21 protein-coding genes are annotated in these 24,396 nt (G+C 69.0%); 11 read left to right on the top strand and 10 right to left on the bottom strand.

Features of this window, described 5'->3' with window-relative positions; all coding sequences use genetic code 11:
• Window positions 1-8: 8 nt before the first annotated feature.
• Entirely contained in the window at window positions 9-1,169 is a 1,161-nt protein-coding gene (locus JOF43_RS06805; RefSeq protein ID WP_209900531.1) for an NAD(P)/FAD-dependent oxidoreductase, read from the bottom strand.
• Complete coding sequence (locus tag JOF43_RS06800; protein ID WP_209900529.1) at window positions 1,166-2,026, bottom strand: MurR/RpiR family transcriptional regulator; 861 nt, start codon at window positions 2,024-2,026, stop codon at window positions 1,166-1,168. The genes JOF43_RS06805 and JOF43_RS06800 overlap by 4 nt, the downstream gene beginning before the upstream one ends.
• 93 nt (window positions 2,027-2,119) lie before the next feature.
• Here JOF43_RS06800 and JOF43_RS06795 point away from each other — a divergent pair, with 93 nt between their 5' ends.
• Together JOF43_RS06795 and JOF43_RS06790 are read left to right on the top strand one after the other, a co-directional pair.
• Window positions 2,120-3,247, top strand: a complete 1,128-nt coding sequence (locus JOF43_RS06795) for an NAD(P)/FAD-dependent oxidoreductase (protein ID WP_209900527.1) — start codon at window positions 2,120-2,122, stop codon at window positions 3,245-3,247.
• Window positions 3,248-3,277: 30 nt separating this feature from the next.
• Window positions 3,278-4,669: a sodium/glutamate symporter gene (locus tag JOF43_RS06790; protein WP_209900525.1), complete on the top strand. Its 1,392-nt coding sequence runs from the start codon at window positions 3,278-3,280 to the stop codon at window positions 4,667-4,669.
• A gap of 99 nt (window positions 4,670-4,768) precedes the next feature.
• Here JOF43_RS06790 and JOF43_RS06785 read toward each other — a convergent pair whose 3' ends face one another.
• Complete coding sequence (locus tag JOF43_RS06785) at window positions 4,769-5,086, bottom strand: hypothetical protein (protein ID WP_209900523.1); 318 nt, start codon at window positions 5,084-5,086, stop codon at window positions 4,769-4,771.
• 129 nt (window positions 5,087-5,215) lie between these two features.
• Entirely contained in the window at window positions 5,216-5,839 is a 624-nt protein-coding gene (locus tag JOF43_RS06780; RefSeq protein ID WP_209900521.1) for a TetR/AcrR family transcriptional regulator, read from the bottom strand.
• A gap of 223 nt (window positions 5,840-6,062) precedes the next feature.
• Here JOF43_RS06780 and JOF43_RS06775 point away from each other — a divergent pair, with 223 nt between their 5' ends.
• Window positions 6,063-7,373, top strand: a complete 1,311-nt coding sequence (locus tag JOF43_RS06775; RefSeq protein WP_209900520.1) for an MFS transporter — start codon at window positions 6,063-6,065, stop codon at window positions 7,371-7,373.
• A 204-nt stretch (window positions 7,374-7,577) separates the two neighbouring features.
• Here JOF43_RS06775 and JOF43_RS06770 read toward each other — a convergent pair whose 3' ends face one another.
• Window positions 7,578-7,892 carry a CHY zinc finger protein gene (locus JOF43_RS06770; protein ID WP_209900518.1) on the bottom strand — a complete coding sequence of 105 codons (315 nt, stop codon included), beginning with the start codon at window positions 7,890-7,892 and terminating at the stop codon, window positions 7,578-7,580.
• A 127-nt stretch (window positions 7,893-8,019) separates the two neighbouring features.
• Entirely contained in the window at window positions 8,020-9,018 is a 999-nt protein-coding gene (locus tag JOF43_RS06765) for a sugar-binding transcriptional regulator (protein WP_209900516.1), read from the bottom strand.
• 136 nt (window positions 9,019-9,154) lie between these two features.
• On the opposite strand from JOF43_RS06765, the gene JOF43_RS06760 reads away from it, so the two are divergent.
• Together JOF43_RS06760 and JOF43_RS06755 are read left to right on the top strand one after the other, a co-directional pair.
• Window positions 9,155-10,489 carry an MFS transporter gene (locus JOF43_RS06760; RefSeq protein WP_209900514.1) on the top strand — a complete coding sequence of 445 codons (1,335 nt, stop codon included), beginning with the start codon at window positions 9,155-9,157 and terminating at the stop codon, window positions 10,487-10,489.
• 1 nt (window position 10,490) lies between these two features.
• On the top strand, window positions 10,491-11,936 hold the full coding sequence (locus tag JOF43_RS06755; protein WP_209900512.1) for a sulfatase family protein: 1,446 nt from the start codon (window positions 10,491-10,493) through the stop codon (window positions 11,934-11,936).
• Between the two features lie 64 nt (window positions 11,937-12,000).
• Here JOF43_RS06755 and JOF43_RS06750 read toward each other — a convergent pair whose 3' ends face one another.
• The 4 genes from JOF43_RS06750 to JOF43_RS06735 all read right to left on the bottom strand — a co-directional run bounded on the left by JOF43_RS06750 (window position 12,001) and on the right by JOF43_RS06735 (window position 15,937).
• Entirely contained in the window at window positions 12,001-12,789 is a 789-nt protein-coding gene (locus JOF43_RS06750) for a carbohydrate ABC transporter permease (protein WP_209900511.1), read from the bottom strand.
• Window positions 12,790-12,862: 73 nt separating this feature from the next.
• Window positions 12,863-13,810: a carbohydrate ABC transporter permease gene (locus JOF43_RS06745; RefSeq protein ID WP_209900509.1), complete on the bottom strand. Its 948-nt coding sequence runs from the start codon at window positions 13,808-13,810 to the stop codon at window positions 12,863-12,865.
• On the bottom strand, window positions 13,807-15,099 hold the full coding sequence (locus JOF43_RS06740; protein WP_209900507.1) for an ABC transporter substrate-binding protein: 1,293 nt from the start codon (window positions 15,097-15,099) through the stop codon (window positions 13,807-13,809). Before JOF43_RS06740 ends, JOF43_RS06745 begins: the two co-directional genes overlap by 4 nt.
• 103 nt (window positions 15,100-15,202) lie before the next feature.
• The gene (locus tag JOF43_RS06735; RefSeq protein WP_209900506.1) at window positions 15,203-15,937 is read right to left on the bottom strand and encodes a GntR family transcriptional regulator; all 735 of its coding nucleotides are present in this window, start codon (window positions 15,935-15,937) and stop codon (window positions 15,203-15,205) included.
• 182 nt (window positions 15,938-16,119) lie between these two features.
• Between JOF43_RS06735 and JOF43_RS06730 the strand changes: the two genes are divergently transcribed.
• The 6 genes from JOF43_RS06730 to JOF43_RS06705 all read left to right on the top strand — a co-directional run bounded on the left by JOF43_RS06730 (window position 16,120) and on the right by JOF43_RS06705 (window position 24,380).
• Window positions 16,120-17,094: a BadF/BadG/BcrA/BcrD ATPase family protein gene (locus JOF43_RS06730; RefSeq protein ID WP_209900504.1), complete on the top strand. Its 975-nt coding sequence runs from the start codon at window positions 16,120-16,122 to the stop codon at window positions 17,092-17,094.
• The gene (locus JOF43_RS06725) at window positions 17,091-17,822 is read left to right on the top strand and encodes a sugar isomerase domain-containing protein (RefSeq protein WP_209900502.1); all 732 of its coding nucleotides are present in this window, start codon (window positions 17,091-17,093) and stop codon (window positions 17,820-17,822) included. Before JOF43_RS06730 ends, JOF43_RS06725 begins: the two co-directional genes overlap by 4 nt.
• Window positions 17,812-20,055, top strand: a complete 2,244-nt coding sequence (locus tag JOF43_RS06720; RefSeq protein ID WP_209900500.1) for an alpha-N-acetylglucosaminidase — start codon at window positions 17,812-17,814, stop codon at window positions 20,053-20,055. The genes JOF43_RS06725 and JOF43_RS06720 overlap by 11 nt, the downstream gene beginning before the upstream one ends.
• Window positions 20,056-20,085: 30 nt before the next feature.
• Entirely contained in the window at window positions 20,086-21,534 is a 1,449-nt protein-coding gene (locus JOF43_RS06715; protein WP_209900498.1) for a sulfatase family protein, read from the top strand.
• Window positions 21,531-23,720 (top strand): outer membrane protein assembly factor BamB family protein, encoded by a 2,190-nt coding sequence (locus JOF43_RS06710; RefSeq protein ID WP_209900496.1) that lies wholly within the window; start codon window positions 21,531-21,533, stop codon window positions 23,718-23,720. Before JOF43_RS06715 ends, JOF43_RS06710 begins: the two co-directional genes overlap by 4 nt.
• Window positions 23,721-23,906: 186 nt before the next feature.
• A complete protein-coding gene (locus JOF43_RS06705) occupies window positions 23,907-24,380 on the top strand; it encodes a CvpA family protein (protein WP_209900494.1) in 474 nt (157 codons plus the stop codon).
• Window positions 24,381-24,396: the final 16 nt, after the last annotated feature.

The following is a 24,396-nucleotide window of genomic DNA, read 5'->3' as shown; positions in this document are numbered from 1 at the left end:
TCTCGTCATCACTGTTCACCGGGACACCGCGGGGCCGAGAGCTCACCGGCTGCGGCGCCTTTCCGGGCGAAGCGCCGCGGCCGGAACTCATCGAGCACGGGATCCTGCGTGCTCTCGACGATCTCCCTCGCCACGGTCTCGGCGAGAAACGGAGCCAGCGTGATCCCGCTGTGCGTCACGACGGTCCACAGGTCACTGCTCGGGTCACCGTCCACGGGCCCCGCCACGGTCATGCCATCGGCCGGGATCACTCGATGACCGACCCGCACGCCGCTGATCTCGACGTCCTCCCGGCCCAGCAGCTCGACCACCCGCGACCGGTACTCCTCGTGGACCGCCGGCCCGCTCTCGGCAGCGGGGCCCGCAGCGCTGTCGACGTCGAGCGCTTGGAGGAGCAGGGAGTCCGGACCGACGGGACGCAGGTTGATGCGGTCCGTGGTGACCGGTCGAGGAAGCCCGTGGGCAGGCACCCGTGCCTCGGCGAGGAACCCCCAGGCCGGCCCTCCTGCATGCTGGGCGACCATGGGCAGGTCGAAGCCCGCCGTGGCGAGGAGGTCGGCGCTTGCGTTGCCGGCCGCGATCACGAGGCGATCGGCCTCGACCGATGCCCCCGACCGGAGGGTGATCGAACGGTGCTGCACCTCGACGGCTTCGTCCAGGGCCCAGGTGCAGCGGCCGCTGCGTTCCAGCTGCTCGATGAGCGCTGCGCGGATCGGCCCGGGCTCGCAGTGCCCCTCCTCCGGGAAATCCGCGGCGATCGCGTCGGCAGGAACGCGGATCGGCAGTTCTCTCCCGGCCACCTCGACCGTCGTCCATTCCGCCGGGTACCCCAGCGACCTCAGGTAGCCGACGCGGTCTTCCAGGACGTCCACGTTCGCGCGGTCCGAGACCACGACCGTGTGTCCGTGCCAGTGCACGTGCTGGGGATGAGCCGAGCCGAACATGCTCCGCCAGTGCCGCAGTCCGCGCTGGTTGAGCACCTGGTAGACCTCGGGCCGCTTGCGATGACTGTTGAGCCAGGCATAGGTGACCTCCGAGGCGTCGGAGAGCTCCCGAGAGCGCGCGACGATCGTGACGGTGCACCCTCGCCGCACCAGTGCCTCCGCAAGAGCGACCCCGACGAATCCCGCTCCCACCACGGCGACGTGCAGGCCGTCGTGCGTGGTCATCGCGAGAACTCGTCCCGGTACGCCTGCGCGATGGTTCGCGCCTCCAAGGCCCGGCGGGGATGGCGACGGGCGATCTCCGCCACCAGTGCATCGAGGAGGGCGATGGCGCCCACCGCATCCGTCGCCCCGCTCCCTCCCGAGCTGGGCAGTCTCAAGGCGCAGGCACCGGCGGAGTGCAGCGCAGAGGGCAGGGAGGCCTGGGTGATCACGTAGACGTGCTGGGTCGTGCGCAGAACGGCGGCCAGGAAGCGCTCGATGTCCGGAAAGATGGCGCGAGGGGCCACGACGAGCACGACGTCGTCGGCGACGACCTGGAATGCCGCCTGAGCATTGGCGTGACCCCCACCCGTCGTCGCTCGCGCGTCCAGACCGAGGCGAGAGAGCTCGATCTCCGCGTACTGCGCGATGCTGTATCCCGTGCCGAGCCCGTAGACGATCACGCGCGGCGACTCCCCCAGGCGGATCGCCGCATCCTCCACCGCGCTCCAGTCGACGCTCTCCTCGACACCGAGCACGAGATTCGCGGCGGAGCGCAGCGCCGACGTCACGGTTCGTCGGGTGGTGTGCGGGGGGTCCGCGGGTGATCCGTCGTCCGCGTCGAGCGCATCGAGGCGGCCGCTCAGGACGCTCTGCAGGTTCGCCGTCTCCTGCACCCGACTCGCGCAGAACGTCTTCATCTCCTTGACGTTCCCGAACCCGAGCTTCTTCGCGGCGCGCGCCACGGACGCCTCGCTGGTCTTCGTGCGCGTCGCGATCGCCGAGCCGCTCGACGTGGCGAACGTCAGGGGGTCCTCCAGCGCGTAGTGAGCGATCGCTTCCTCTTGCCTGGTCAGCTCAGGCGCATCAACGGGCCACATACGGCAATCCTGGCACTGAAAGTGTTCCTTCAATATTGACGACGACTGAAGGAAACCCTACGCTCTGGAGGATCCGAGCGGAAGGTGCACAGCGTGGGATTCGACTTCGTCATCGTGGGCGGCGGCGTGTACGGCATGGCGACGGCCTATCACCTGGCGCGGCTGGGCGCCGAGTCGGTGGCCGTCCTGGAACGGGACGAGCCGGCCGCCGGCGCCTCCGGCGGTCTCGGACAGCGAGGAGTCCGCGCCAATCGTCGCGATCTTCGCGAGCTGCCCCTGATGCGCGAGGCCAATCGGGTCTGGCCGACGCTCCACGAGGAGCTCGGGGGCGAGACCGGCTACGCCCGCACCGGCGGCACCTACCTGATCGAAGGGCCGGCCAGCACCGGGTTCAAGGGCATCGATGCCGCCGAGACCTATGCCCGGATGCAGACCGCGCAGGGGGTGCCGACCGAGCTCTGGGATCGCGAGCGCGTCCGGAGCGTGTATCCCGGGATCAGCGACGACGTCCAGGGGGCCTCCTTCGTACCGACCGACGGCGTGGCATCGCACGAGCGGACCACACTGTCCTACGCCGGTGCGGCCCGACGTCTGGGAGCACAGATCCTGCACGGCACCGGGGCCGCGTCGCTGCTCACCGCGTCCGACGGCCGCGTCACGGGGGTCCTCACCGACGGCGGCGACACGATCACCGCGCGTCGTGAGGTCATCCTCCTGGCCAACGGCGGCGCGCGGCAGCTCGTGGCCGACGCGACGGGCGTCGAGCTACCGATCTGGACCATCTACCCGCTCGCCTCTCAGCTGCGGACCTCGACGGCGGCACGGATCCCGATGCTCACCGGGCATGAGACCCGTCCGCTCTCGGTCAAGACGCTCGGGAACGACGTCATGCTCAGCGGCGGCTGGCGTGGGCGGGCGACCCCGAACGGGCCCGAGGTGGTCGCCGAGCGGCTCGAGGGGAACATCGCGGTCCTGCAGCGCATCTTCCCGTACCTGCACGACCTCGAGGTCGTCGCCGCGGACGCCTCTCGCGCCGAGAGCGCCAGCGTCGATCAGATCCCGATCATTGGCCGGTACGCGCCCCATCTGTTCGTCGCCGCAGGGTGGTCCGGACATGGCTGGGCCATCGCCCCCGTGGTCTCCCGGCTCATCGCCGAGGACGTTCTGCTCGGCAGCCCATCGCCCCTTCTGGCCCCCTTCAGTCCCCAACGTTTCCGGTGAGACCCCTCGACCGACACCTCGGAGGCAACGATGCCTGATCTTCTTCCCCTCGACGAGAACTCGCTCGGCTCCCTGCTCCTTGCCGTCGCGGGTCTCGGAGTGCTGCTCCTGCTGGGCGTTCTCCTGCGCGCTCTGGTTCCTCTACTGCGCAGATTCTTCATCCCGGCGGCGCTGCTGGGCGGCCTTGTGGGCCTGCTCCTCGGCCCGCACGCCCTCGGACTGGTGCCCGAGAGCATCACCACGACGTGGTCCGGCATCGCGGGCATCCTCATCACCATCGTCTTCGCCCCGATGCTGATGGGTACGCACCTCCCGAAGGTGAGGGAAGCGGCCAGGGAAGCCGCCCCGCACGTCTTCTACTCCTACTTCAGCAGCTTCGCCGTCGTCGCCGTGCCCGCGCTGCTGACGTTCTTCGTCTTCACGCCCCTGTTCGGCACCACCCCGATCTTCTCGACCATCTTCGAGGTCTCCTGGCCGGGCGGCCACGGCACCGCCGCCGGCATGGAGGAGGCGTACACGGCGCTCGGCTGGGGCGATGGATCATCCGTCGCACTCGGCTCCGCGACGGGCGGACTGGTGTTCGGCATCGTCGCCGGAATGGTCATGATCAACATCGCGGCCCGCACGGGCCAGCTCGCGAACTACAGCGGCGGCGGGACCGAGGTGGCCAGCGACATCCTCCCCGAGCACGAGGCGCAGGTCGAATCCACCGGGCGCCTGCAACGTGCCTCTCTCGACAACCTGGCCTTCCACCTGTCACTGATCGCCGTCGCGGTGCTGCTCGGATACGGCTTGAAGTACGTCGTCGACATGGTGATCACCGGCGTCCCGCTCTTCCCGCTCGCCATGATCGGCGGCCTCCTCGTCCACCTCGTCATCGTGCGCACGCCCGCGCAGAAGCTGGTCGACAAGGCCACGCTGAACTCGATCGCGGGAGTGGCCCTGGACTTCCTCGTCGTCTCCGCCGTCGCCTCGCTGTCGCTGCCGGTGCTGCTGGAGAACTGGCAGGCGCTGGCCATCACGCTCACCGTGATGGCGGTCATGAGCGTGGCCATCTTCTACTGGATCGGACCGCGCATCTTCGGCGAGAACTGGGTGGAGAACTCCATCGTGAACTTCGGCGCCATGACCGGCGTCGTGTCGATCGGACTCGTCCTCCTGCGCGCCGCGGACCCGAATTTCAGAACAGGGGCCTTCCGGGGGTTCGCACTCCGGGCACCGTTCGCGAGCCCGTTCGTCGGTGGAGGGCTCGTCACCGCGATGTTCCCCATCGCCGTCGCCAACTGGGGAAACCTGGGGGTCGGGATCACCTGCGCCCTGCTGTGCGCGCTCCTCATCGGCCTCGCCATGCTGACGGGGGTCTGGAAGAGCCCCTCTGCGCGGGCCGCCGATCGCGGTGAGCAGTCCGTCCCTGTTCGATGAGGACCGTGGACACCCCCTCACCGACCAACAGTGGGGCATCCTGGCCCGCGCCTTCTGCGAGTTCCGGCATCACGAGCTCGTGGCTGCGGAGTCGACCCCTCAGCGCCCCACGGGCCCTCCCCGCTGGGCGAGCTTCTCCTTGACCCCGCGCAGCGCACGCCCGACGCCCGAGGCGTTGTCCTCCTCCACCGGGGTCTCCACGAAGTCGACGATCGAGCGCATCGTCGCCAAGTCGATACTGGGCATCCCGCCCTCGAGGAGGGTCCCGATCCGCGCGCCGACCAACTCCTCCAGTGTCTCGGCCGCCTCGGTGCCGCGGGTCTCCCGGGCGGTCTCGAGCCGCTGCTGGAGAAGGGCTGCGGCGACGGCGGAGGCAGGGATGGGCTCTGGGTGGCCGGCGACGGTGATCTGTTCCAAAGTGGAGTCCCAACATGTCGAGGATCTGCGCGCCGAGCGATCGAGCGCGCTGCCGGGCGAGTGTGCCCCGCTCGTCAGCACAGTACTGGGAACCGCGGGCGATGCCACGAACCTTCCGCGCACCGCTGTTCAGGGACGCAGCAGCTCCGTGAAGAGACCCAACGTTCCTTCGAGGTCGACCTCGGGCTCCAGCAGCCACTGGGTCTGCAGGCCGTCGGACGCAGCGACCAGCAACGCGGCGAGCTTGTCCGCATCGAGGCCGCTGCGCACCTCCCCCGCCTCCTGCTGGCGGCGCAGCCGATCAGCGGTCTGCTCCCGCACCCGCTCGAATCGTCGGATGAAGTAGTCGCGAGTCTCCGTCCTCTCCTCCTCCAGCGCGCCGGCCACCAGCGTCGAATAGAGCTGGACGAATCCGGGCAGGTTCACGTTGACCCCGGCCGCCTCGACCAGGTTCCCCACCGCGCCCTGGCGCGCCATCTCCTCGTGGCCGCGCAGGTCGTGGCGATGCTTCTCGGTGTGCTCGTACAGAGCCAGCAACAGCTGCTCGCGGGAGCTGAAGTAATGCAGCAGCGCGCCGTGGGAGACCCCGATCTCTTCGGCGACGCGCCGCAGCGAGGTCCCCTCCGGGCCGCGCTCTCGGAACACCTCGAGGGCGCGGTCGAGGATCTCCTGGCGCCGGGCGACGCCCTTGGAGTAGGAGCCGCGCCGGCCGATCGGTGCGTCGTCGTCCGAGGTCTCGCTGCGAGGGGGCATGGCCCGATCCTACTGATCGACGCCAAAACCTCCGACTGCATGTTTTCGGTTATGCTCGTCGCCGGCCCGCGGCCCCGGCACGTGCCTCCGGCACCTCGAGGGAGGCGGGCCCCTTCACAGACGACGATGTCCCGTTCCGGGAGGTTCGCATGACCGCAATGACGCAGCACTCGCCCTCGACCCCGGCCCCGCACGCGATGGCGTCCCCGACGGGAGGCCCCCGTTGAGCGCGCCGGACGCCGCGCTCGAGCCGGACCAGCTCGGGATCAACCCCGCTCCCACCGGGCTGGCCGAGCCCACCACGCCGGTCGGTCGTGGCTTCATGGCCCGCTACGCCCTCGCCTACTTCGGGATGTGGGTGGCGCTGCTGACCCCGACGTCGCTCACCCTGGGTGTGCGCACCAAGCAGGTCGCACCCGACGGCGCCGCCGAGCTGCTCTCGCTCGTGCTCGGGGTCGGCTCGGCCCTCGCGATCGTCTGCAACCCGCTGTTCGGCAAGCTCAGCGACCGCACCCGCTCCCGCTGGGGCATGCGCCGGCCGTGGATCATCGGCGGGGCGATGGTCGGGACCGTGGGCCTCGCCCTCGTGGCGCTGGCGCCCAACGTGCCGCTGCTGGTACTGGGTTGGGCGATCACCCAGGGCTCCTACAACGCCGTGCTCGGAGCCCTCACCGCGGTCCTGCCCGACCAGGTGCCCTCCGCACAGCGTGGGCGCATGTCCGGTCTGCTCGGGCTGTGCGGCCCGCTCGGCATCGTCACCGGCACCTTCGTCGCCTCCCGGGTGGATCAGAGCATCGTGGCGATGTTCCTGGTGCCCGCGGCCATCGGTCTCGTGGCGATCTTCGTCTTCGGGCTCACCCTGCAGGACCGTCGGCTGCACGGAGACCATCCGTTGCCGGAGTACCGGCTCGGGGAGTTCCTGCGCAGCTTCTGGGTCAATCCGCTGCGTCACCGCGATTTCGGCTGGGCATGGTTCAGCCGTCTGTTCATGAACTGGGGCTATGCCACCGGCACGACCTACCAGGTGCTGTTCCTGACCGACGGGCTCGGGTTCGAGGTCTCCGTCGTGGCGGGCCTGACCTTCATCGCGACCTCGGCCCTGCAGGTGACGGCGGTGGTGTTCAGCGGCTTCGGCGGCTGGCTCTCCGACCGGATCGGCAGCCGCAAGAAGGTCGTCGCCATAGCTGCCGGATTCCTCGCCGCCGGGCTCGGGGTCGTCGCGTTCTCGGGCTCCTTCGAGACCTTCATCCTCGGCGTGGCGATCGCCGGCGTGGGCCAGGGCCTCTACGTCTCCGTCGAGCTGGCCGTCGTCGCCGAGGTGGTCACGGACCCGACCACCGCCGCCCGCGATTTCGGCGTCTCCAACATCGGCAACACCCTCCCCCAGACCCTCGTCCCCGCGATCGCTCCGATCGCCCTCGCGGTGCCGCTGCTGAGCGGGGGCGGCGACAATTTCACGGCCCTGTTCCTGCTCGGCTCGCTGCTCACCCTGGCGGGCGCGGTGCTGATCCTGCCGATCAAGGCGTTCCGGTGAGACGGAGGGATCTTCACGGGCGACCTCGCAGCGGGGACGATCCCAGCGATGACCATCACGCTCCTGGTCATCCTCGTCATGGCCGCGGCGTGCCTCCTGGCCGTCCCGCTGCTGCCGCGCAGGGAGGTGATGCTGGAGGAGTAGGGGTCGTGCGGCGGCATCCGAGGGTCGGCCGACCCGACCTGGTCCTCGTCGACCTGCCGCCTACTCGAAGTACAGCGGGTGGTGCAGCGCGCATACTGGATTGAACGCGGCGCTGCAGTGGGGGCACTGCGGGGCCTCGACGTATTCGTCGAGGGTCAGTTCCGTCCAGCACACCCCGCAGAGGATGGCGAGCTCGTCCCGCGACCCCGCCGGCCAGGGGCGCGAGGCATGGTCAGCGGTCTCCTCATGGCACCGGTGGCACGGGTAGTACTCGCCGCAGCAGGCGAAGCGGATCGCGATCACGTCCAGTGCGGTCCGGTAGTGGATGCATCGCGTCTGCGCGTCGACCGTCGGCCCGTGCACCACCGGGGTCATCGCACACCCCGCGCGGTCAGCAGGTCTCCGAGTGTCTCCGCATGCTGGAGCGCGCGAGCCGCAAGAAACACCTGTCGATCCCTTCCGTCCGACGCACGACAACCGCTGGAGAAGCCGAGGGACCACCCTATGGTGCGGCATGCGCATCGCCCAGGCCCCGGCACCGCGTCGACTCGCCCAGTGCACCGAGAATCCTCACAGCCTGCGGCTCATCCAACACCAGCGTGCTGATGAACCCTGCCCGCACGGCGGCGAGGGTCGCCTCTGCTCGGTATTCGCCGTAGGTAGTCGCGATCCGTTCGGGCACGTGACGGAGCTGCTCGGCAGTGATCCCGATGATCTGGTCGTCGAGGCGTGAGTCGATCGAGATGCCGTCGCGATCCACGAGGCGTCCGCTCACCTCGCCGATACAGCCCTCGCCCCGCACCTCCTCGGCGAGCTCGGGCGGCAGCAGCGGGTACACCGCCGAACCGCGCTCGCTCCAGTGGCCCACGGAGACCACAGCCACGTCGAGATCCGCGATCAGCTCGAGACAGCGGGCGATCTCCGGCTGGGCGCTGAGGGACTCCGCGGTGCGCGCATCCCCCACCCACAGCGGCGCGTAGAACGGGTAGGCGATACCGCCGGAGGCCCGCGCCACCTGGCGGATCACCTCCACCGAGCCGAGCCGGTCCCCGTCGAAGGACAACGCGCCGGCGAGCTGGACCACGTCGCCAGGTGCGAGGTCCTTGACGTGCTCCGGGAGCTTCTCGATGACCCGGCTCCAGGTGAGGCCGATCCGTTGACCGGGCCGCACGGTGCGGGAGAGCTCGCGGGCCACGGCACCGGCGACCGAGTCCTGGGTCGGCATCATGCCAAGCGCCCTGGAGCGGCCCACCACGATGCAGCGCGAGATCCCGAGCGCCGCAGTGAGCCGCTCGGCGAGCTCAGGGTTCTCGTCGGCTTCGTCATGCACCCGCACCTCGACGATGCCGCTCTCGCGCGCGAGATTCAGCAGGCGCGCCACCTGGAAACGACTGATGCCCTCGTGTTCTGAAATCTGCACCATCGAGCGGTCTGCGACGTAGTGCGCCTTGGCGACGCGGAGAACGAGCTCGGGGTCTGCTTGCTGACGGCGACGATCCATCGTCTCAGGATACCGCTCGAAAGTGCGTTCCTGACACTCTTGTGCGCCTTCTGCCGGCTTGCTACATTCTCTGAGCTCTCGAGAGCGCTCTGACCGCTCTAAAGAGCGGATGGTCAAAGGCGAACATGGAGGACCGGTGACTGGAACTCACGAACATCCGACGCACAACCCCTGGCAAGCGGTACGTGCAGCCTTCTCCGGCTCCTTCATCGAGTGGTACGACTTCTATCTCTTCGGCACCGCCGCGGGACTGATCTTCCCTGTGCTGTTCTTCCCCGGGGACGATCCGACGGTCTCGACCATCGAATCCTTCGGCGCCTTCGCAGCCGGCTTCCTCACCAGGCCTCTCGGTGCACTGCTGTTCGGCCACTTCGGCGACCGCATCGGCCGAAAACCGATGCTGCTGATCACCGTGGTGCTCATCGGCGGCGCCACTGCTGTGATCGGTGTCCTCCCCACCCATGAGTCGATCGGCCCCTGGGCTGCGGGCCTGCTCATCACCCTGCGCCTGCTGCAGGGCATCGGCATCGGCGGCGAGTTCGGGGGTGGCACCCTGCTCGCCCTCGAATCCGCGCCCACCGGCCGACGGGGCTTCATGGGAAGCTTCCACCAGATGGGCACGCCGGCCGGACTGCTCGTCTCCAGCGGCATGATCGCCCTGGTCACCCTGCTGCCGGACGCGCAGCTCTACAGCTGGGGCTGGCGCATCCCCTTCCTGCTCTCCGGCGTCTTCGTCGTGATCGCCCTGATCATGCGCTCCCGGGTGCCGGAGACCAACGCCTTCGAGACCGTGCGGACCGTCGCGCGGGTCCCCGTGCTGAGCCTGCTCCGCTTCGGCTGGAAGAACCTGCTGTTGGGGATCGGCGCGCGCATGGCGGACGCGGTCACCTTCAACGTCATCAACGTCTTCGCCATCTCCTTCGCAACCGTCCACCTCGGCCTGGACAAACAGCTGATCCTGACCGGATTCGTGATCGCCGCGGCCGTCGAGTTCGTACTGCTCCCCCTGATCGGCCTGATCTCGGACCGGATCGGCAGGCGCCCCGTCTACCTGTTCGGCGTGATCTTCTGTGGCATCGGCGGCCTGCTCTACTTCCCGATCCTGTCCACCCAGAACACCCTGCTCGTCTGGCTCGCCATCGTGCTGATGGTCGCCGTGGGCACCGGATGCATGTTCGGCATCCAGGGTGCCTTCTTCGCCGAGATGTTCGATACCCACACCCGCTACACCGGCCTCGGCATCGTCTACCAAGGCTCGGCCCTCCTGGGCGGGGCTCCCACCCCGGCCATCGCGCTCTCGCTCGCGGCGGCCTTCGGCTTCTCCTACTGGCCGCCGGCCCTCTACCTCGCCGGTATCTGCCTGATAAGTGCACTCTGCGTGCTCCTCGCGAAGGAGACGCACCTCAGCGACCTGGTCGACACGCACGATCGTGCACCCCGCGAGGCCGTCACCACCCCGGAAGGACACTGACATGACCGAGCAGGACATCCGCCCCAACGTCGTCCTCGTGATCACCGACCAGCAGCGATTCGACTCGATCGCCGCGCTGGGTCACGACCACGTGGACACCCCGAACCTCGACCGCCTGGTGCAGGAGGGGGTCGCCGCCACCAACGCCTACGTGGCCTCCCCCTCGTGCGCGCCCTCGCGGGCGAGCCTGTTCACCGGGCTCTATCCCCACACCTCCGGGGTGCTCCGCAACGACGACCGTTGGTCCCATTCCTGGGTGGAGGACCTGGCCAGCAGCGGCTACCGCTGCGCGAGCGTCGGCAAGATGCATACCTTCCCCTACGAGACCCCGGTGGGCTTCCACGAACGACACGTCGTGGAGAACAAGGATCGCGACCACCCGAACCTGCCCTACTTCCTCGACCAGTGGGACAAGGCCCTCTGGGTGCGCGGCCTGAACAAGCCCTCACGCGTCAGCTACCGCACCCGGGAGGACTACGCCGATCGCCTGGGCGCCTTCGAGTGGGAGCTCGAGGAGGACATGCACGCCGACAGCTTCGTCGGCAATCTCGCCCGCCACTGGCTGGAGAGCTATCCGATCGATGAGAGCCCCTTTCTGCTCCAGATCGGTTTCCCCGGCCCCCATCCTCCCTACGACCCGCCGCGTCGCTTCCTCGATGCATATCGGGACCGCACGATGCCCGCCCCGCACGACACCCGCGAAGACATCGAGGCCCAGCCACAGCCGCTGCAGGCCCTGCGCCAGCAGCACTTCGACAACGATCACGACGCGATCGTGCACCTCGACGACCCCGGCCACGAGCGGACTCAGCGCCAGCGTCAGCACTACTACGCGAACGTGACGCTGATCGACGAACAGATCGGCGCGCTCCTGGACACCCTCGAACAGCGCGGGGCCCTGGACAACACCGTCCTCGTGTTCACCTCAGACCACGGGGACGCGCTCAACGACCACGGCCACTCCCAGAAGTGGACCATGTACGAGCCGAGCGTCCACGTCCCGCTGATCCTATGGGCCCCGGGGCGCCTCCCCGCGGGCCGACGGATCGACGAACTGGTCAGCCTGATGGACGTGGGACCCACGATCATGCAGCTGGCGGGGCTCACGCCGCCGGAGTGGATGGAGGCGCGGTCCCTGCTGCCCGCCGCGCGCGGCGACGCCGACCATGCTCCTCGCGAGTATGTGTTCAGCGAGCATGCCCGCGACTTCATCCTCACCGACACCGAGCTCATGACCATGGTCCGTGACGAGCGCTACAAGCTCGTCGAGTTCAGCGATCATGCGACGGGCCAGCTGTTCGATCTCGCGGAGGACCCGCATGAGGAGCATGATCTCTTCAACGACCCCGAGTACGCCGAGGAGCGAGATCGCCTCCATGGCGCCATCCACCGCTGGTGGGCGCAGAGCGCGATGCACACGGCGACCTGGTCGAAGGATTTTCGGTGAGCTCACGAGCAGGCTGCGAGCCCTCAGCGCCTTCGGGCGGTGCCTCAGCACGGCGAAGAACCCTTCACCCCTTCAATCCCGAATGGGCCAACCCCTCGATCACTCGGCGCTGCATCACGATGAACAGGATGAGGATCGGCGCCATCGCCATCAACGAGGCGGCCATCATCACCGGGTAGTCGATCACGTACTGCCCGTTCAGGGAGGCGATCCCGACCGACAGCGGTCGATGCTCGGCGCGGCTGGTGACGACCAGCGGCCACAGGAGGTTGTTCCACGCCGCCAGCACGGTGATGATCGCCAGCGCGCTGATCGATGGGCGGGCCAGAGGCAGCATCACCCTCCAGAAGATCTGGAACGGGTTCGCGCCGTCGAGCCTCGCCGCCTCCTCGAGCTCGCCCGGCAGGTTCACGAAGAACTGCCGCATGAGGAACGTGCCGAATGCACTGAATATGGTCGGGACCACGATCCCCGGGACGGTGTCGAGCCACCCGAGGCTCTGCACGATCTGATACTGCGGGATCAGATACGCCTGGTTCGGGATCATCAGGATCGAGAGCATCACGGCGAAGATCGCGGCGCTGGCCACGAAGCGCATCCGTGCGAACGCGTAACCGGCCATGCTGCACAGCACGACCTGACCGACCACGGTCGCCACGGTGACCCGCACCGACACCCAGAACTGGTCGAGGAACGGGATCTGCCGGAACACCTCCGCGTAGTTGTCGAAGCGCAGTTCGCTCGGCCAGAAGGTCGGTGGGACCGACGTGACCTCTGCCGTGCTGGACAGGGACATGAGGATCTGCCAGAGGAAGGGGAACACCATGATGAACCCGCCGGCCGACAGGACCACGTGGGCCCAGGCGTTGCTCCCCCGGCGCCCGCCGCCTGTGACGCGCTTCCTCGGGCTGGACGTCTTCCGGACCTCAGTCAAAGCTGAACCACCGCCTCTGCACCCAGAACTGGATCGCCGTCAGCACCCCGATGATCAGCATCAGCAGGATGGCGATCGCCGCTCCCGTCCCCTTGTCGTTGCTGATGAACGCTTCGCGGTAGAACAGCGAGACCATGGACTGCGTATCGCCCTTGATCGGGTTCGACTCGCCGATCATGATGAAGATCAGGTCGAAAAGCTCCATGCCGTGGATGACGCTCAGCACGGTCAGGAAGAAGATGCTCGGGCTCAGCAGCGGCACCGTGATGGAGATGAGCTGCCGCCAGTTCGAGGCACCGTCGAGGCGAGCGGCCTCGTACAGGTCCGAGGGGATGCTGCGCAGGCCCGCGCCGAGAATGATGATGTTGAACCCGAGCGATGACCAGATCCCCACCATGCCGATCGCGATGAGCGCGACCCATTCGGTCGAGGTCCAGTACACCGCGGGAATGCCGAACACTCCCAGGAACTGATTGAGGATGCCGTACTGGCTGTTGAAGATCATTCCCCACACGAGGGCGATCGCGGCCGGCATCGAGACGAAGGGGGCGAAGTAGAGCACCCGGTAGAACGCTGCGAATCTCAGCCCCGGCCGGTTCAGCAGGCTCGCAATGTAGATCGAGATCGGGAGGCCCAGCATCAGCATCGCCGTGTACAGAAGCGTGTTGATCAACGCCCGCGGGACGGTTCCGGACTGCAGCAGGTCGATCCAGTTCTCGAAGCCGACGAACTCTGCATCGCCGAAGACGCCCCAGCTCGTGAGCGAGTAGTACGCGGTCTGGATCACCGGCCAGAAGTAGAAGACCGCCAGTCCGATGAGCGTCGGCAGGACGAACAACCATGGCCACGGACCGTCTGGATTGGCGACGCGGCGGCCTCCGCCGCGACGCCCCCGAGTGCTCGCGCTCGATGGCGAGCGCGGTGCGGCCAGTTGCGTCACTGCTCGGCTTCCTCCGCGAGGAGTGCGTCGATCTTCTCGTCGAGCTGCGCGGTCCCCTCGTCCACGCTCAGCTCACCGGCGAGGATCTTGGGGATCATGTCGCTCTCGACCTCGAGCCAGGCCTGCGTGTTCGCCGATACCGGGTACGGGAAGCCGTACTCCTCCGCGGACTCGGGGAAGATCTCCAGGTCGTAATCCGGGTGCGCCTCGATGTACGCCTTCTCGGTGCCCTGGAACGCCGGGATCGAGGCGCCCGACCCACCGATGATCTCCTGCGCCTCCTGACTGCCGGTGTACACCGCGAACGCCGCGGCGGCCTCGCGGTTGTCGCTGTCGGCGTGCGCGACGACGGCTCCGCCGTGCAGGACCACGCCGCGCTGTTCGCCCTTCGGCAGGGGCACGACCTGGATGACGTCGCCGACGGCCGAGTCGACGTATCCGGCGACGCGGAAGCTGCCGCCGTAGACCATCGCCGCTTTCCCGCTCTTGAACAGCTCGTCGGGCGAGGTGTCGGCGGTCGTCCGGATCGACGGGGAGGACCCGTCCTCCACCATGTCGCGGAGGAACTGGAGCGCCTGGCGGCTGCCGGGGCTGGAGTACTCGGCCTGGGTGGCGTCCTCGTTGAGCACGGCGCCGCCGGCCTGGAAGATCAGGTTGTAGAACAGCTCCTGGTTGTAGGCGCCTCCCGCGAAGCCGTAGACGCCCTCGCCCTCCAGCGCCTCGCTGATGCTCTTGGCCGCCTCGTGCAGGTTCTCCCAGGTCCACTCGACCGTCGGCACCTCGACGCCCGCCTTCTCGAACAGCTCCTCGTTGTACCAGAGGCCGATCGAGTCGTACGAGGTCGGCACACCGTACGGAACGTCCTCGTAGGTGTAGAGCTCCTCCATGGCCTCGGGATAGTTCGAGAAGTCGAGCTCGCCGGCGTCGACGACGGACTCGAGAGAGATGAGCTTGTCGTGACTGGCGTACAGCTGGAAGCTGGGCCCGTTCATCATGAACGCGTCGGGGAGGTTGTCGCCGGAGGCCTGGGTCTGCAGCCGCGTGAAGAAATCCTTGAAGGGGCTCTTGGTCGTCTCCACCGTGATGTTCGGGTATTTCGCGGTGAAGCCCTCGAGCACGGACTTCCAGTCGAAGTCGGATTCCCAGGCGGCGAACTCGATGGTCGCCTCCATCTCCGTGTCGGAGATGTCGACGTCGCCACCGGCGCCACCGCCTCCGCCGCCGTTGCTGCATCCTGCGGCGCCAAGGCTCGCAAGGCCCATTCCAGCCAGCACTGCTCGTCGTCTCATGACGTTCCCCTTTGCGTTCGTGAAGTGTTCCGGCTGTGACATCCCGATGCGCGGAGGAAGATGTCGCAGCCCTGTCGTGGTCCTACGGGGCCCGGGGACGTGCTCACGATCGGCTCCTCTCCGCTCGTCGGACGGCGGCGAAGGTGACGGTGGTGAAGTCGAACCGGTCGCCGCGATAGACGGAGCGACCGAGCTCCAGGCGCCGCCCGTGACGGTCGAGGCCGACCTGGGTGGCGAACAGGGCCGCGGCGCCGAGCGGCATGTCCAACATCTCCGCATGCGGGGCATCGACGCTGATGGCGGAGATCCGCCGATCGTGCCGGTAGACGGCGGCGCCGTACCGCGACTCGAGCAGCTCGTACAGGGAGCCGGAGAGGTCGTGGGAGAGGAGATCGGGGAAGAGCGCCTGCGGCAGCCAGACCTCCTCGAGGGCCATGGGGCTGCGGTCGGCCAGTCGCAGGCGTCGGATCCGATGCACCTGGCTGCCGGGGGTGATCCCCAGATCCCGGGCCACGGAGACGTCGGCCGGCTCCTCCACGGCCTCGAGCAGCTCGCTGGAGGGGTGCCAGCCGCGGGCGAGAGCGTCCTGCGTGAAGGAGGACAGCTGCGGCGCCTTCGTCAGACGGGGGTCGACGACCACGGCGGGGCCGCCGGCGCCCGACTGGATCTGCTGCTGCTCGCGCAGCATCGCCAGCGCGGCGCGGACCGTGGCCCGGGCGACGCCCAGCTCGGCGGCCAGCCGTCGCTCCGACGGAAGCACCGACGAGGGCTCGCTGCCGGCGACATAGCGCTCCTCGATGGCGTCGCGCACCTCATGGGCGATCCGTGCCGGTCGCATGGGGCACCTCCTCGTCCCGTCCCGAATGCCCCAGATCCTGGACCACCGGTCTGCCCATCGCAAGAGATCCGTGCCGCTTGGTCCAGCTAAAAATGCCTCCACCTGCGTTCATCCTGTGAGTTCATGGTCCGGCGGTCTGGTAACTATGGCCACGTGACGGCGCACCACATACGATCCGCCGCATGCTCGCAGCCGCTTCCCGTCGAGGTGCCGACGGTCCCCGGATCGCGGTCATCGACGCCGGCAAGTCGACCGTGCGCGCGGCGGTCTTCGCGGGCGACCACGTGCTGGCCCGCCATCGCGAGGAGGAGGGCTTCCTCCATCCGGGAGCACCCGAAGCGCAGCAGGCGGTGCTGGCGAAAGTCCGGGAAGTCCTGAGCCGTCTCGAGCACGGACCGTACGACACGGTCGTCCTGGCCACGACCGGGGTCCGCAGCCACGGAGAGGCCGAGCACGCCCTCCAGGCCGCCCTCGCCGAGCACGCGGGGTGCGACGTCCTGGTGGTCAACGATGTGATCGCGGCATACCTGGGAGCGCTCGGTCCCCGCCCCGGGGTCCTCGTCCAGGCGGGGACCGGTTCCTTGGTCCTCGGCGCCGTCGAAGGCTGTCCTCTGGTGCACCTCGACGGCTGGGGACATCTCGCCGGCGATCGCGGCAGCGGCTTCGCCCTGGGCAGGGCCGGGTTGCAAGCGGCCTGCTCCGCGCTCGACGGTGCCGGGCCCTCCACGACGCTGACCGCGGAGCTCACCGGCGCGGATCCCGAGCGATTCATCGGCGAGCTGTACGCCTCGAGCACGCCGACCAAAGACGTCGCCGCACTGGCCCGGAGCGTGCTGCGCACCGCCGCCGTGGGTGACCGAGTCGCCGTGGACGTGGTGTCCGCGATCGTGTCCGAGCTGGTCGACATGGCCCTCGCCGCCGGACGACGCCTGGGCGACCCGCAGCTGAGGGACCTTCCGGTGGCCTTCGTAGGCGGGCTCTTCTTCGACACCCTCTTCGCCGACACCGTCGCCGGGCACCTGCGGGCACGCTGCCCCGAAGCGAAGATGCTCCACGGCGCCGGCGACGCCCTCGAGGGCGGGAGGCTGCTCGCCGCGACGCCGCACGACCCGATCACCCACCTGCTGACCAGTGCCTTCCGAAGTGAGGATCCATGAAAGCCGTTGACGCGTACCGCAGCGCCGTGCTGGAGCTCGTCCAGCGCACGGCCGAGGAGACGGACTGCCTCGAGCACGTCTGCCGTCTGGTGGCCCGCTCCCTGCAGGGCGGGGGCGTGCTCCATGTCTTCGGCTCGGGGCACTCGATGCTCCCGGCGATCGACGCCACCTTCCGCGCCGGTGGGCTGGCGCCGGTGAACCTCCTCCACGATCCGGCACTGGCGCCTTGGGAGCCGACCCGCGTCTCCCACATCGAGCGCCTCCCCGGGTACGGCACGGCGATCGCCGAGCTGCACGACCTCCGCCCGGGTGAGGTCCTCGTGATCGTCTCCCACTCCGGTATCAATCCGGTTCCCGTCCAGCTTGCACAGCAGGCCGGCCGGACCGGTCTGTCCGTGGTGGCGATCACCAGCCGCGAGCACTCCCTCGCCAGTCGGTCCCGTCACCCCGACGGACTGCGGCTGCTCGACGTCGCCGACACGGTTCTCGATACGCACGCCCCCGAGGGCGACGTGACCCTCTCACTCGAGGACGGGACAGAGACGGGCCCGACCTCCACGATCCTCTCCACGCTGCTGCTGCATTCGCTCGCCATCGGGGCGATGGAGCATCTCACGGCCCAAGGCATCTCCCCGCCCGTACTGCGCAGCATGAACCGCGTCGACGGGGACGAGACCAACGAGGCCGTGCTCGCCCCCTTCCGCGGGAGGCTGAGCCGTGAACCCTGAGCCCGTGGGTCTGTTCGACGGCCTCCGTGGCCTGGCGCGCCGACGCGCGCCCGGGCTCCTGGACCGTCTTCACATCGATCACGCCCCGGCAGACGCGTCCGGTGCCGAGCATGTCACCGTCAGCGCCTCCGGTGACGAGCTGAGGCTCGAGGCCAGTTCGACCTCAGCAGCCTCCGTCGGACTCGCCCGTGCCCTCGAGAGCTTCTTCGGCGCCGATCTCTCTTGGAACGGCGCACCGATCATCGAGGCAGACGCGCCCCTGCCCGAGGCGGCCCCGCAGCGCTACGAGACGCACCTGCGCACCCGCTACCACCTCAACCCGGTGGCCTTCGGGTACACCACGGCCTTCTGGGAGTGGCAGGAGTGGGAACGCCACATCGATTGGATGGCCCTGCACGGGGTCACGGCACCGCTGAACCTCGTCGGTCACGAGTGGGTGCTGGTCCGCATGCTCCGCGATCTCGGCATGGATCCACAGGACGCGGCACGGTTCGTGGGCGGGCCCGCATTCTTCCCGTGGACGACGATGGGGATCACCCATGACCTCGGCGCCCCGCTGACCGACGAGGTGCTCGCCGCGCGTGCCCATCTGGGGCGACGGATCGCGCAGCGAGAGCGCGAGCTCGGCATGTCGGTGGTCCTGCCCGGGTTCGGCGGGCAGCTGCCCGAGGAGCTGGTCGGCACGGACCGCACCATCGACTGGCAGGGATGGCAGAACTCCCTGGCCGACCCGAGCGATCCGCTGTTCGCCGCGGCCGCCGCCTCCCTGCACCGACACCAGAGGGACCTTTTGGGGACGGACCATCTCTACGCGGTCGATCCCTACATCGAGTCGCTGCCTCCGACCACGTCGCCGGACGAGCTCGCCGCCCACGCCGAGGCGATCTACGCGGCATTGCGCGACGCCGACCCGGACGCCGTGTGGATCCTGCAGGGATGGCCCTTCCACTACCGAGCGGAGTACTGGACCGAGGAGCGCGTCCGCAGCCTTCTCTCCCTCGTCCCCGATGATCACCTGGTGCTGTTGGACCTGTGGGGTGAGCACGCTCCGATGTGGCACCGCACCGGTGCGATGTACGGCCGGAGGTGGCTGTGGTGCCTCACGCACACCTTCGGGGGGCGCTTCGGACTGTTCGGGGACCTCGCCGCGCTCGCCGACGACCTCGCCGGGCTCCGGCGTGCCGCAGCCGAGGGGACCCGCGGACGGCTCGAAGGGTTCGGGATCACCTCCGAGGCGCTCGATGAGAATGCGGTGGTCTACGAGCTCGCCACGCGGGCACTGTGGTCGCCGATGCCGTCGCTGGAACAGTGGCGCGAGGACCACCTCGCGCGCCGCTGGGGCACACGGTCTCCCGCGGCTCTCGAGGCCCGGGACCTCGTCGGTCGGACCCTGTACGGCGCGGGTCGGACCCGGGCCACCCCGTCGCCGTTGATCGCCCGCCCGTGGTCGCGAGAGCTTCCTTTCGCGACGCAACGGCTCGCGGGAGAACGGCTGCCCGACGCGGACGGGCCGCCCTCGGCGACCCTCGACGCGGAGAACGATCACGACATGCTGGGTGCCCTTCCCGAGCTGGCGCAGGCGGTGCGCCGGCTGCTGCCCCTCCTCGGTCGACCGGATGGCCATGACGCCCTTCACCACGACCTCGCGCAGCTCGCACTCCACGTGGCCGCGCAGTCGGCGCGCGCCCCGCTGCGCGCGATGGCCGCCGCAGCTGCGACCGGGGACGGCGCCCGCGTCCGAGGTGAGGCCGGCGCACTCGAGGAGCTGATCCGCGCCGCGGACACCGTCGCCGCCAGTCGCCCGGAGCTGCTCGTCGGCCGGTGGATCGCCGACGCTCGCCGCTGGGCCGGATCCGACGCCGACCTGGCCGATGCCCTCGAACGCGATGCGCGCTCGCTGATCAGCGTGTGGGGCGAGCAGGACAGCGGCCTGCACGACTACTCGGCACGGCACTGGTCCGGATCGCTGACGGATCTGCACCTGGCACGGTGGCGCGCGTGGGCGGACTGGCTCGCCTCCGGCGCGGACGGCTCGACACCACTGACCGACCCCGAACCGTTGCGCGTCGAGATCAGACGGATCGAGGAGAACTGGCGGAACTCGACGGACCCCTATCCCGTGACGCCTCGCGGGGATCTCGCGTCCCAGGTCGACCATCTTCTCGACCTCGCCGAGAACCAACTGCCCTGCCTCGTCCCCGACGACCCTCCGCGAGGACCGACGCAGGCCTGAGGCCCCCACCAGGTTCCCCCGAGGAGGATCATGACCGACCGCCGACCCAACATCCTGCTCATCCTGTCCGACGACCATGCCAGCCACGCCATCAGCGCCTACGGATCCGTCGTCACGAGCACCCCGCACCTCGACGCGATCGCCGAGCGCGGGCGCCGGGTGGACGCGTGCTTCTGCACGAACTCGGTCTGTACGCCGAGCCGGGCATCGATCCTCACCGGCCAGCACAGTCACCGCAACGGCGTCACCACGCTCCACTCCTCCTTCGACGCCTCGCTGCCGACGTTCGCCGGTCAGCTGCAGGCTGCCGGCTATCGCACAGGAATCGTGGGCAAATGGCATCTCGGGGAGGGCGAGGGGCACGATCCCCAGGGTTTCGACCACTGGGAAGTGCTGCGCGGCCAAGGAGAGTACTTCGATCCCCAGCTCCTCTCCCCCGAGGGAGTGGAGATCGCCGAGGGCTACGTCACCGACGTGCTCACCGACCGCGGCCTGGCGTGGGTCGAGTCGCTGGAGGGAGAGGAGCCGTGGTGCCTGCTCATCTATCACAAGGCGCCCCATCGCAACTGGCAGCCCGACAGGGCGCACGCGGGGCTGCATCGCGAGCCGATCCCGCTGCCCCGGACGTTCGAGGACGATTACGCGACTCGCTCGTCGGCCGCCCACCTGGCCGCCATGCGCGTCGCCGACCACCTCACGCCCCACGACTTCAAGATCGACCCTCCCGAGGATCTCTCCCGTGAGCAGCTCGTCCGCTGGAAGTACCAGCGGTACATGGAGGACTACCTCGACTGCGTCGCGGCGGTCGATGACAGCGTCGGCCGGGTCACGCAGTGGTTGGAGCAACGGGACGAGTTCGACGACACGCTGCTGATGTACAGCTCCGACCAGGGATTCTTCCTCGGAGATCACGGTTGGTTCGACAAGCGCTTCATCTACGAGGAGTCGATGCGGATGCCGCTGCTGGTCAGCTACCCACGGCGCATCGAACCCGGCCCGCCGATGCAGCAGCTGGTCACCAATGTCGACGTCGCGCGCACGATCCTCGATGCCGCCGGCGTCGAGCCTCATGCGGACATGCAGGGCGTGAGCGTCTTCCCGCAGCTGTGCGGGGCGACGACGCCGACACAGGATGCCGTCTACTACCGCTATTACGAGAACGACGACCGCGAATCCCATGTGCTCGCGCACTACGGGCTGCGCACCGAGCGCTACAAGCTCATCTACTTCTACAACGACGGCCTGGGGCATCCGGGCTCCTCCACGCGTCGCTTCGTCCCGGAATGGGAGCTCTACGATCTCCGAGCCGATCCGAGCGAGATGCTCAATGTTGCTCACGATCCGTCGTATGCCGAGGTGCGCAGGCAGCTCACTCGTCGGCTGTGGGAGCTGCAGGCCGAGCTCGGCGACGAGCCGCATCCGGACCAGTCACCCCCAGGACCCCCTCCCCTCCTCCACCGTCGAAGGGCGACACCATGACCCACCGCCTCTCCCGCCGCACCGCTCTCACGGCGCTCTCCACCGTCGGTGCAGCAGGTGCTGCGGTCGCCCATGCCGAACCCGCCGCCGCGGCGAGCGGCATGCCGCAGCCCGCCGACCCTTCCGGCACGGGCCTGCTGCGCTTCGTCTTCCTCGCCGATACGCACACGGATCCCGAGAACGAGGAGACGATGACGCGGCTGGGCGCGGTGTTAGGCGCCGTCGAGCAGTTCGCTCCCGACCTGGTGATGCACGGAGGGGACGTCACCGAGCACGGGACGGTCGCGGAGTACGAAGCTTTCGACGCCGCCGTTCCCGATGCACTGCGGGACCGGATCGTCGCGGTCCCCGGCAATCATGAGACCCGGTGGGACCCGACCGCCGCGCAGAGGCGACACCGCTTCATCGGCGAGGACGTGCGGGTCCGGGACGCCGGCGGGGTGCGGGTCATCCTGGCGGACACCACCACCCATCAGCAGGAGGTCGCCTGGTGGTCGGACCGGGCCCTGACGGATCTGGACGAGGCGATGTCGGGCGCGAAGAACCTGCCGCGAATCCTCGTGACCCATTTCCCGATGGGCGAGGGGTACTACTACGTCGCCAATCAGCAGCAGTTCGAGGACGTGCTGTCCCGGCATCCGATCCCTCTGCACCTGACTGGGCACACCCACCGTGAGCTGCTGACTCGCGTGAATCGACGCGATCAGCTGGAAGCCGCGGCCGTGAAGATCGATGCCGCCTACTACGAGCTGACAGGACGGATCGACCGCCTCGAGGTCACGCGGGTCGAGATCCCTGACGTCTCGGCGCCGGCGAGGACGGTGCGAACGCCCGTCACCACCTATGATCTGCGACCCGAGCACGGGAAGGACGACTGGATGCCGCGCGAGGTGGTCACGGGCGGCGACGTAGCGTCCCTCGCGCTCGACGTGACGCTGCCCGGCTCGTTCCGCGGGTCCGTCGACGCCACCCTCTACGACACCTCGGTCTACGCCGGACGCAATGACGATCTCCGGTGGACACCGCTGCAGGGCCGCCGACGTCGGTTCTCGGGGTCGCTGGAGGCTTCGCTCCTCGCACGCGGGGACAACCGCGTGCAGGTACGGGTGCGCCCTGAGGACCAGTCGGGAAATCGCCTGCTCACCGTCCCGTTCGTCCGCGGTGACCGGGGGATCGCCTGGGAGACCCGTCTCGAGGGCATGATCCAGGGCAGCCCGGCCCGCGTCCGCTGGGACGACGGTGAGCTGCTCGTCGTCGCCGACAGTTCCGGACAGGTCCTCGGTCTCGATCCCTCCGGCACGACGCAGTGGTCCTGCCAGGTGGCCGGCGAGGTCCGGCACGATCTCCTCACCCTGGGTGACGGTCGGTCGGTGGCGGTCCCCGACACCGCCGGATTCCTCCATCTCCTCGCGGCGGATGGTTCGCAGCGGTGGAGGTACGACGCCGACGCCCCGTTCGCGGCGGACCCCGGCGCCGGCCCTCTCGCAGGCACCGAAGCGCTCATGGCCTGCTCCGGCTCCACCCTGCATGCCCTCGACGTGGAGTCCGGGAGGCCGCTGTGGACCGTCGAGCTCCCGGCCCCCTCGATGGGAGCCCCGGCATCCGACGGGGAACGGGTCTTCCTCGGGGTCGGCGACGGCTGCGTCCACGCGCTGGATGGCCGCACCGGCACTCCCCTGTGGACGACGTCGCTGACGGAGAAGGCCGGAAGCTACCAGCGCTTCATCTACGGGCCGTGGAACGATGCGATCACGGTGCTGCCCGACGGCGGGGTGATCGCCTCAGGCATCGATGACGCCTGGTGCCTCGAGCCGACGGACGGCAGCACTCGCTGGCGCCTCGAGGGGTCCTTCCAGTACGCCCGCGAAGCGGTCACCGACGATGGTGATCTCGTCATGGCCACTGAGAGCGGGGAGATCGTCCGCGTCGACCCCGTGACCGGACAGGAGCTGGCGCGCCATGCGACCGCGGAACGGATCCTTGACGAAGGTTTCGTGCTCGTCGACGGGGTCGTCTATGCGGCCAGCCACTCCGGACTGGTCACCGCCGTTCACCTCGCCACGGGAGACATCGAGCAGATCACCCGGATCAGCACCGCTCCCGTGCTGGCTCCCGGCGTCGCCTTCGGCGACTGCGTCGTGTTCGTCGACCTCGCGGGGACGGTGCATGCCGTCGAGCGGGTCTGAGGATCACGTCGCGGCCTGTTTCGGGCGGCGGAACCACAGCTCATGCGGTGCGCGGCGATACCCGAGGTCGCCACGAGAGCGAGGGCGTTCCGCAGGGCTTCGGCTCCCAGGACGCGGTGGTCATCCGTTCAGGCCCCCATGGCACGATGCCCGCTTCGTGACCGCCACACGCGAGAGAGGTGAACAATGGTCTGGATCGTCGACGCGGTGATCGTGCTGATTCTGCTGGGCACCGCGGCCTCCGGCCTGCGGTCGGGGTTCGCAGCGACCTTGGGGGCGCTGCTCGGTCTCGCCGCCGGAGCGGCCGCGGCCGTCTGGGTGACGCCCTACGTCTCCGACGCCGTCGACCCGCCCTGGCGCATGGTGGCCGTGCTCGGTTCGCTCATCGCGCTGCTCCTCGTCGGCAGCGGCATCGGCGGCCGGATCGGGGAGATGGTGCGCCGCGGGGTCGACCGCGTGCACCTGGGCATCATCGACCGGCTCCTCGGCGCAGCGCTCGGGCTCGTGATCGGTCTGGTCGTCGTCTACCTGGCGGGGATGGTCCTCACCGGGTCCGACGTCCCCGGCCTCTCGCCGGTCGTGGACTCCTCCCGGGTGCTGCAGGTCGTGGATCGGGCGACGCCCGCGCTGCTCGACGGCACGCTCGAGCGGCTGCGGTGACACGGCGTCCCACCCC

Source organism: Brachybacterium sacelli (assembly GCF_017876545.1).
Classification (GTDB): domain Bacteria; phylum Actinomycetota; class Actinomycetes; order Actinomycetales; family Dermabacteraceae; genus Brachybacterium; species Brachybacterium sacelli.
The sequence above is the reverse complement of the archived record's forward strand: the minus strand, read 5'-3'. Positions and strand labels throughout refer to the sequence as shown.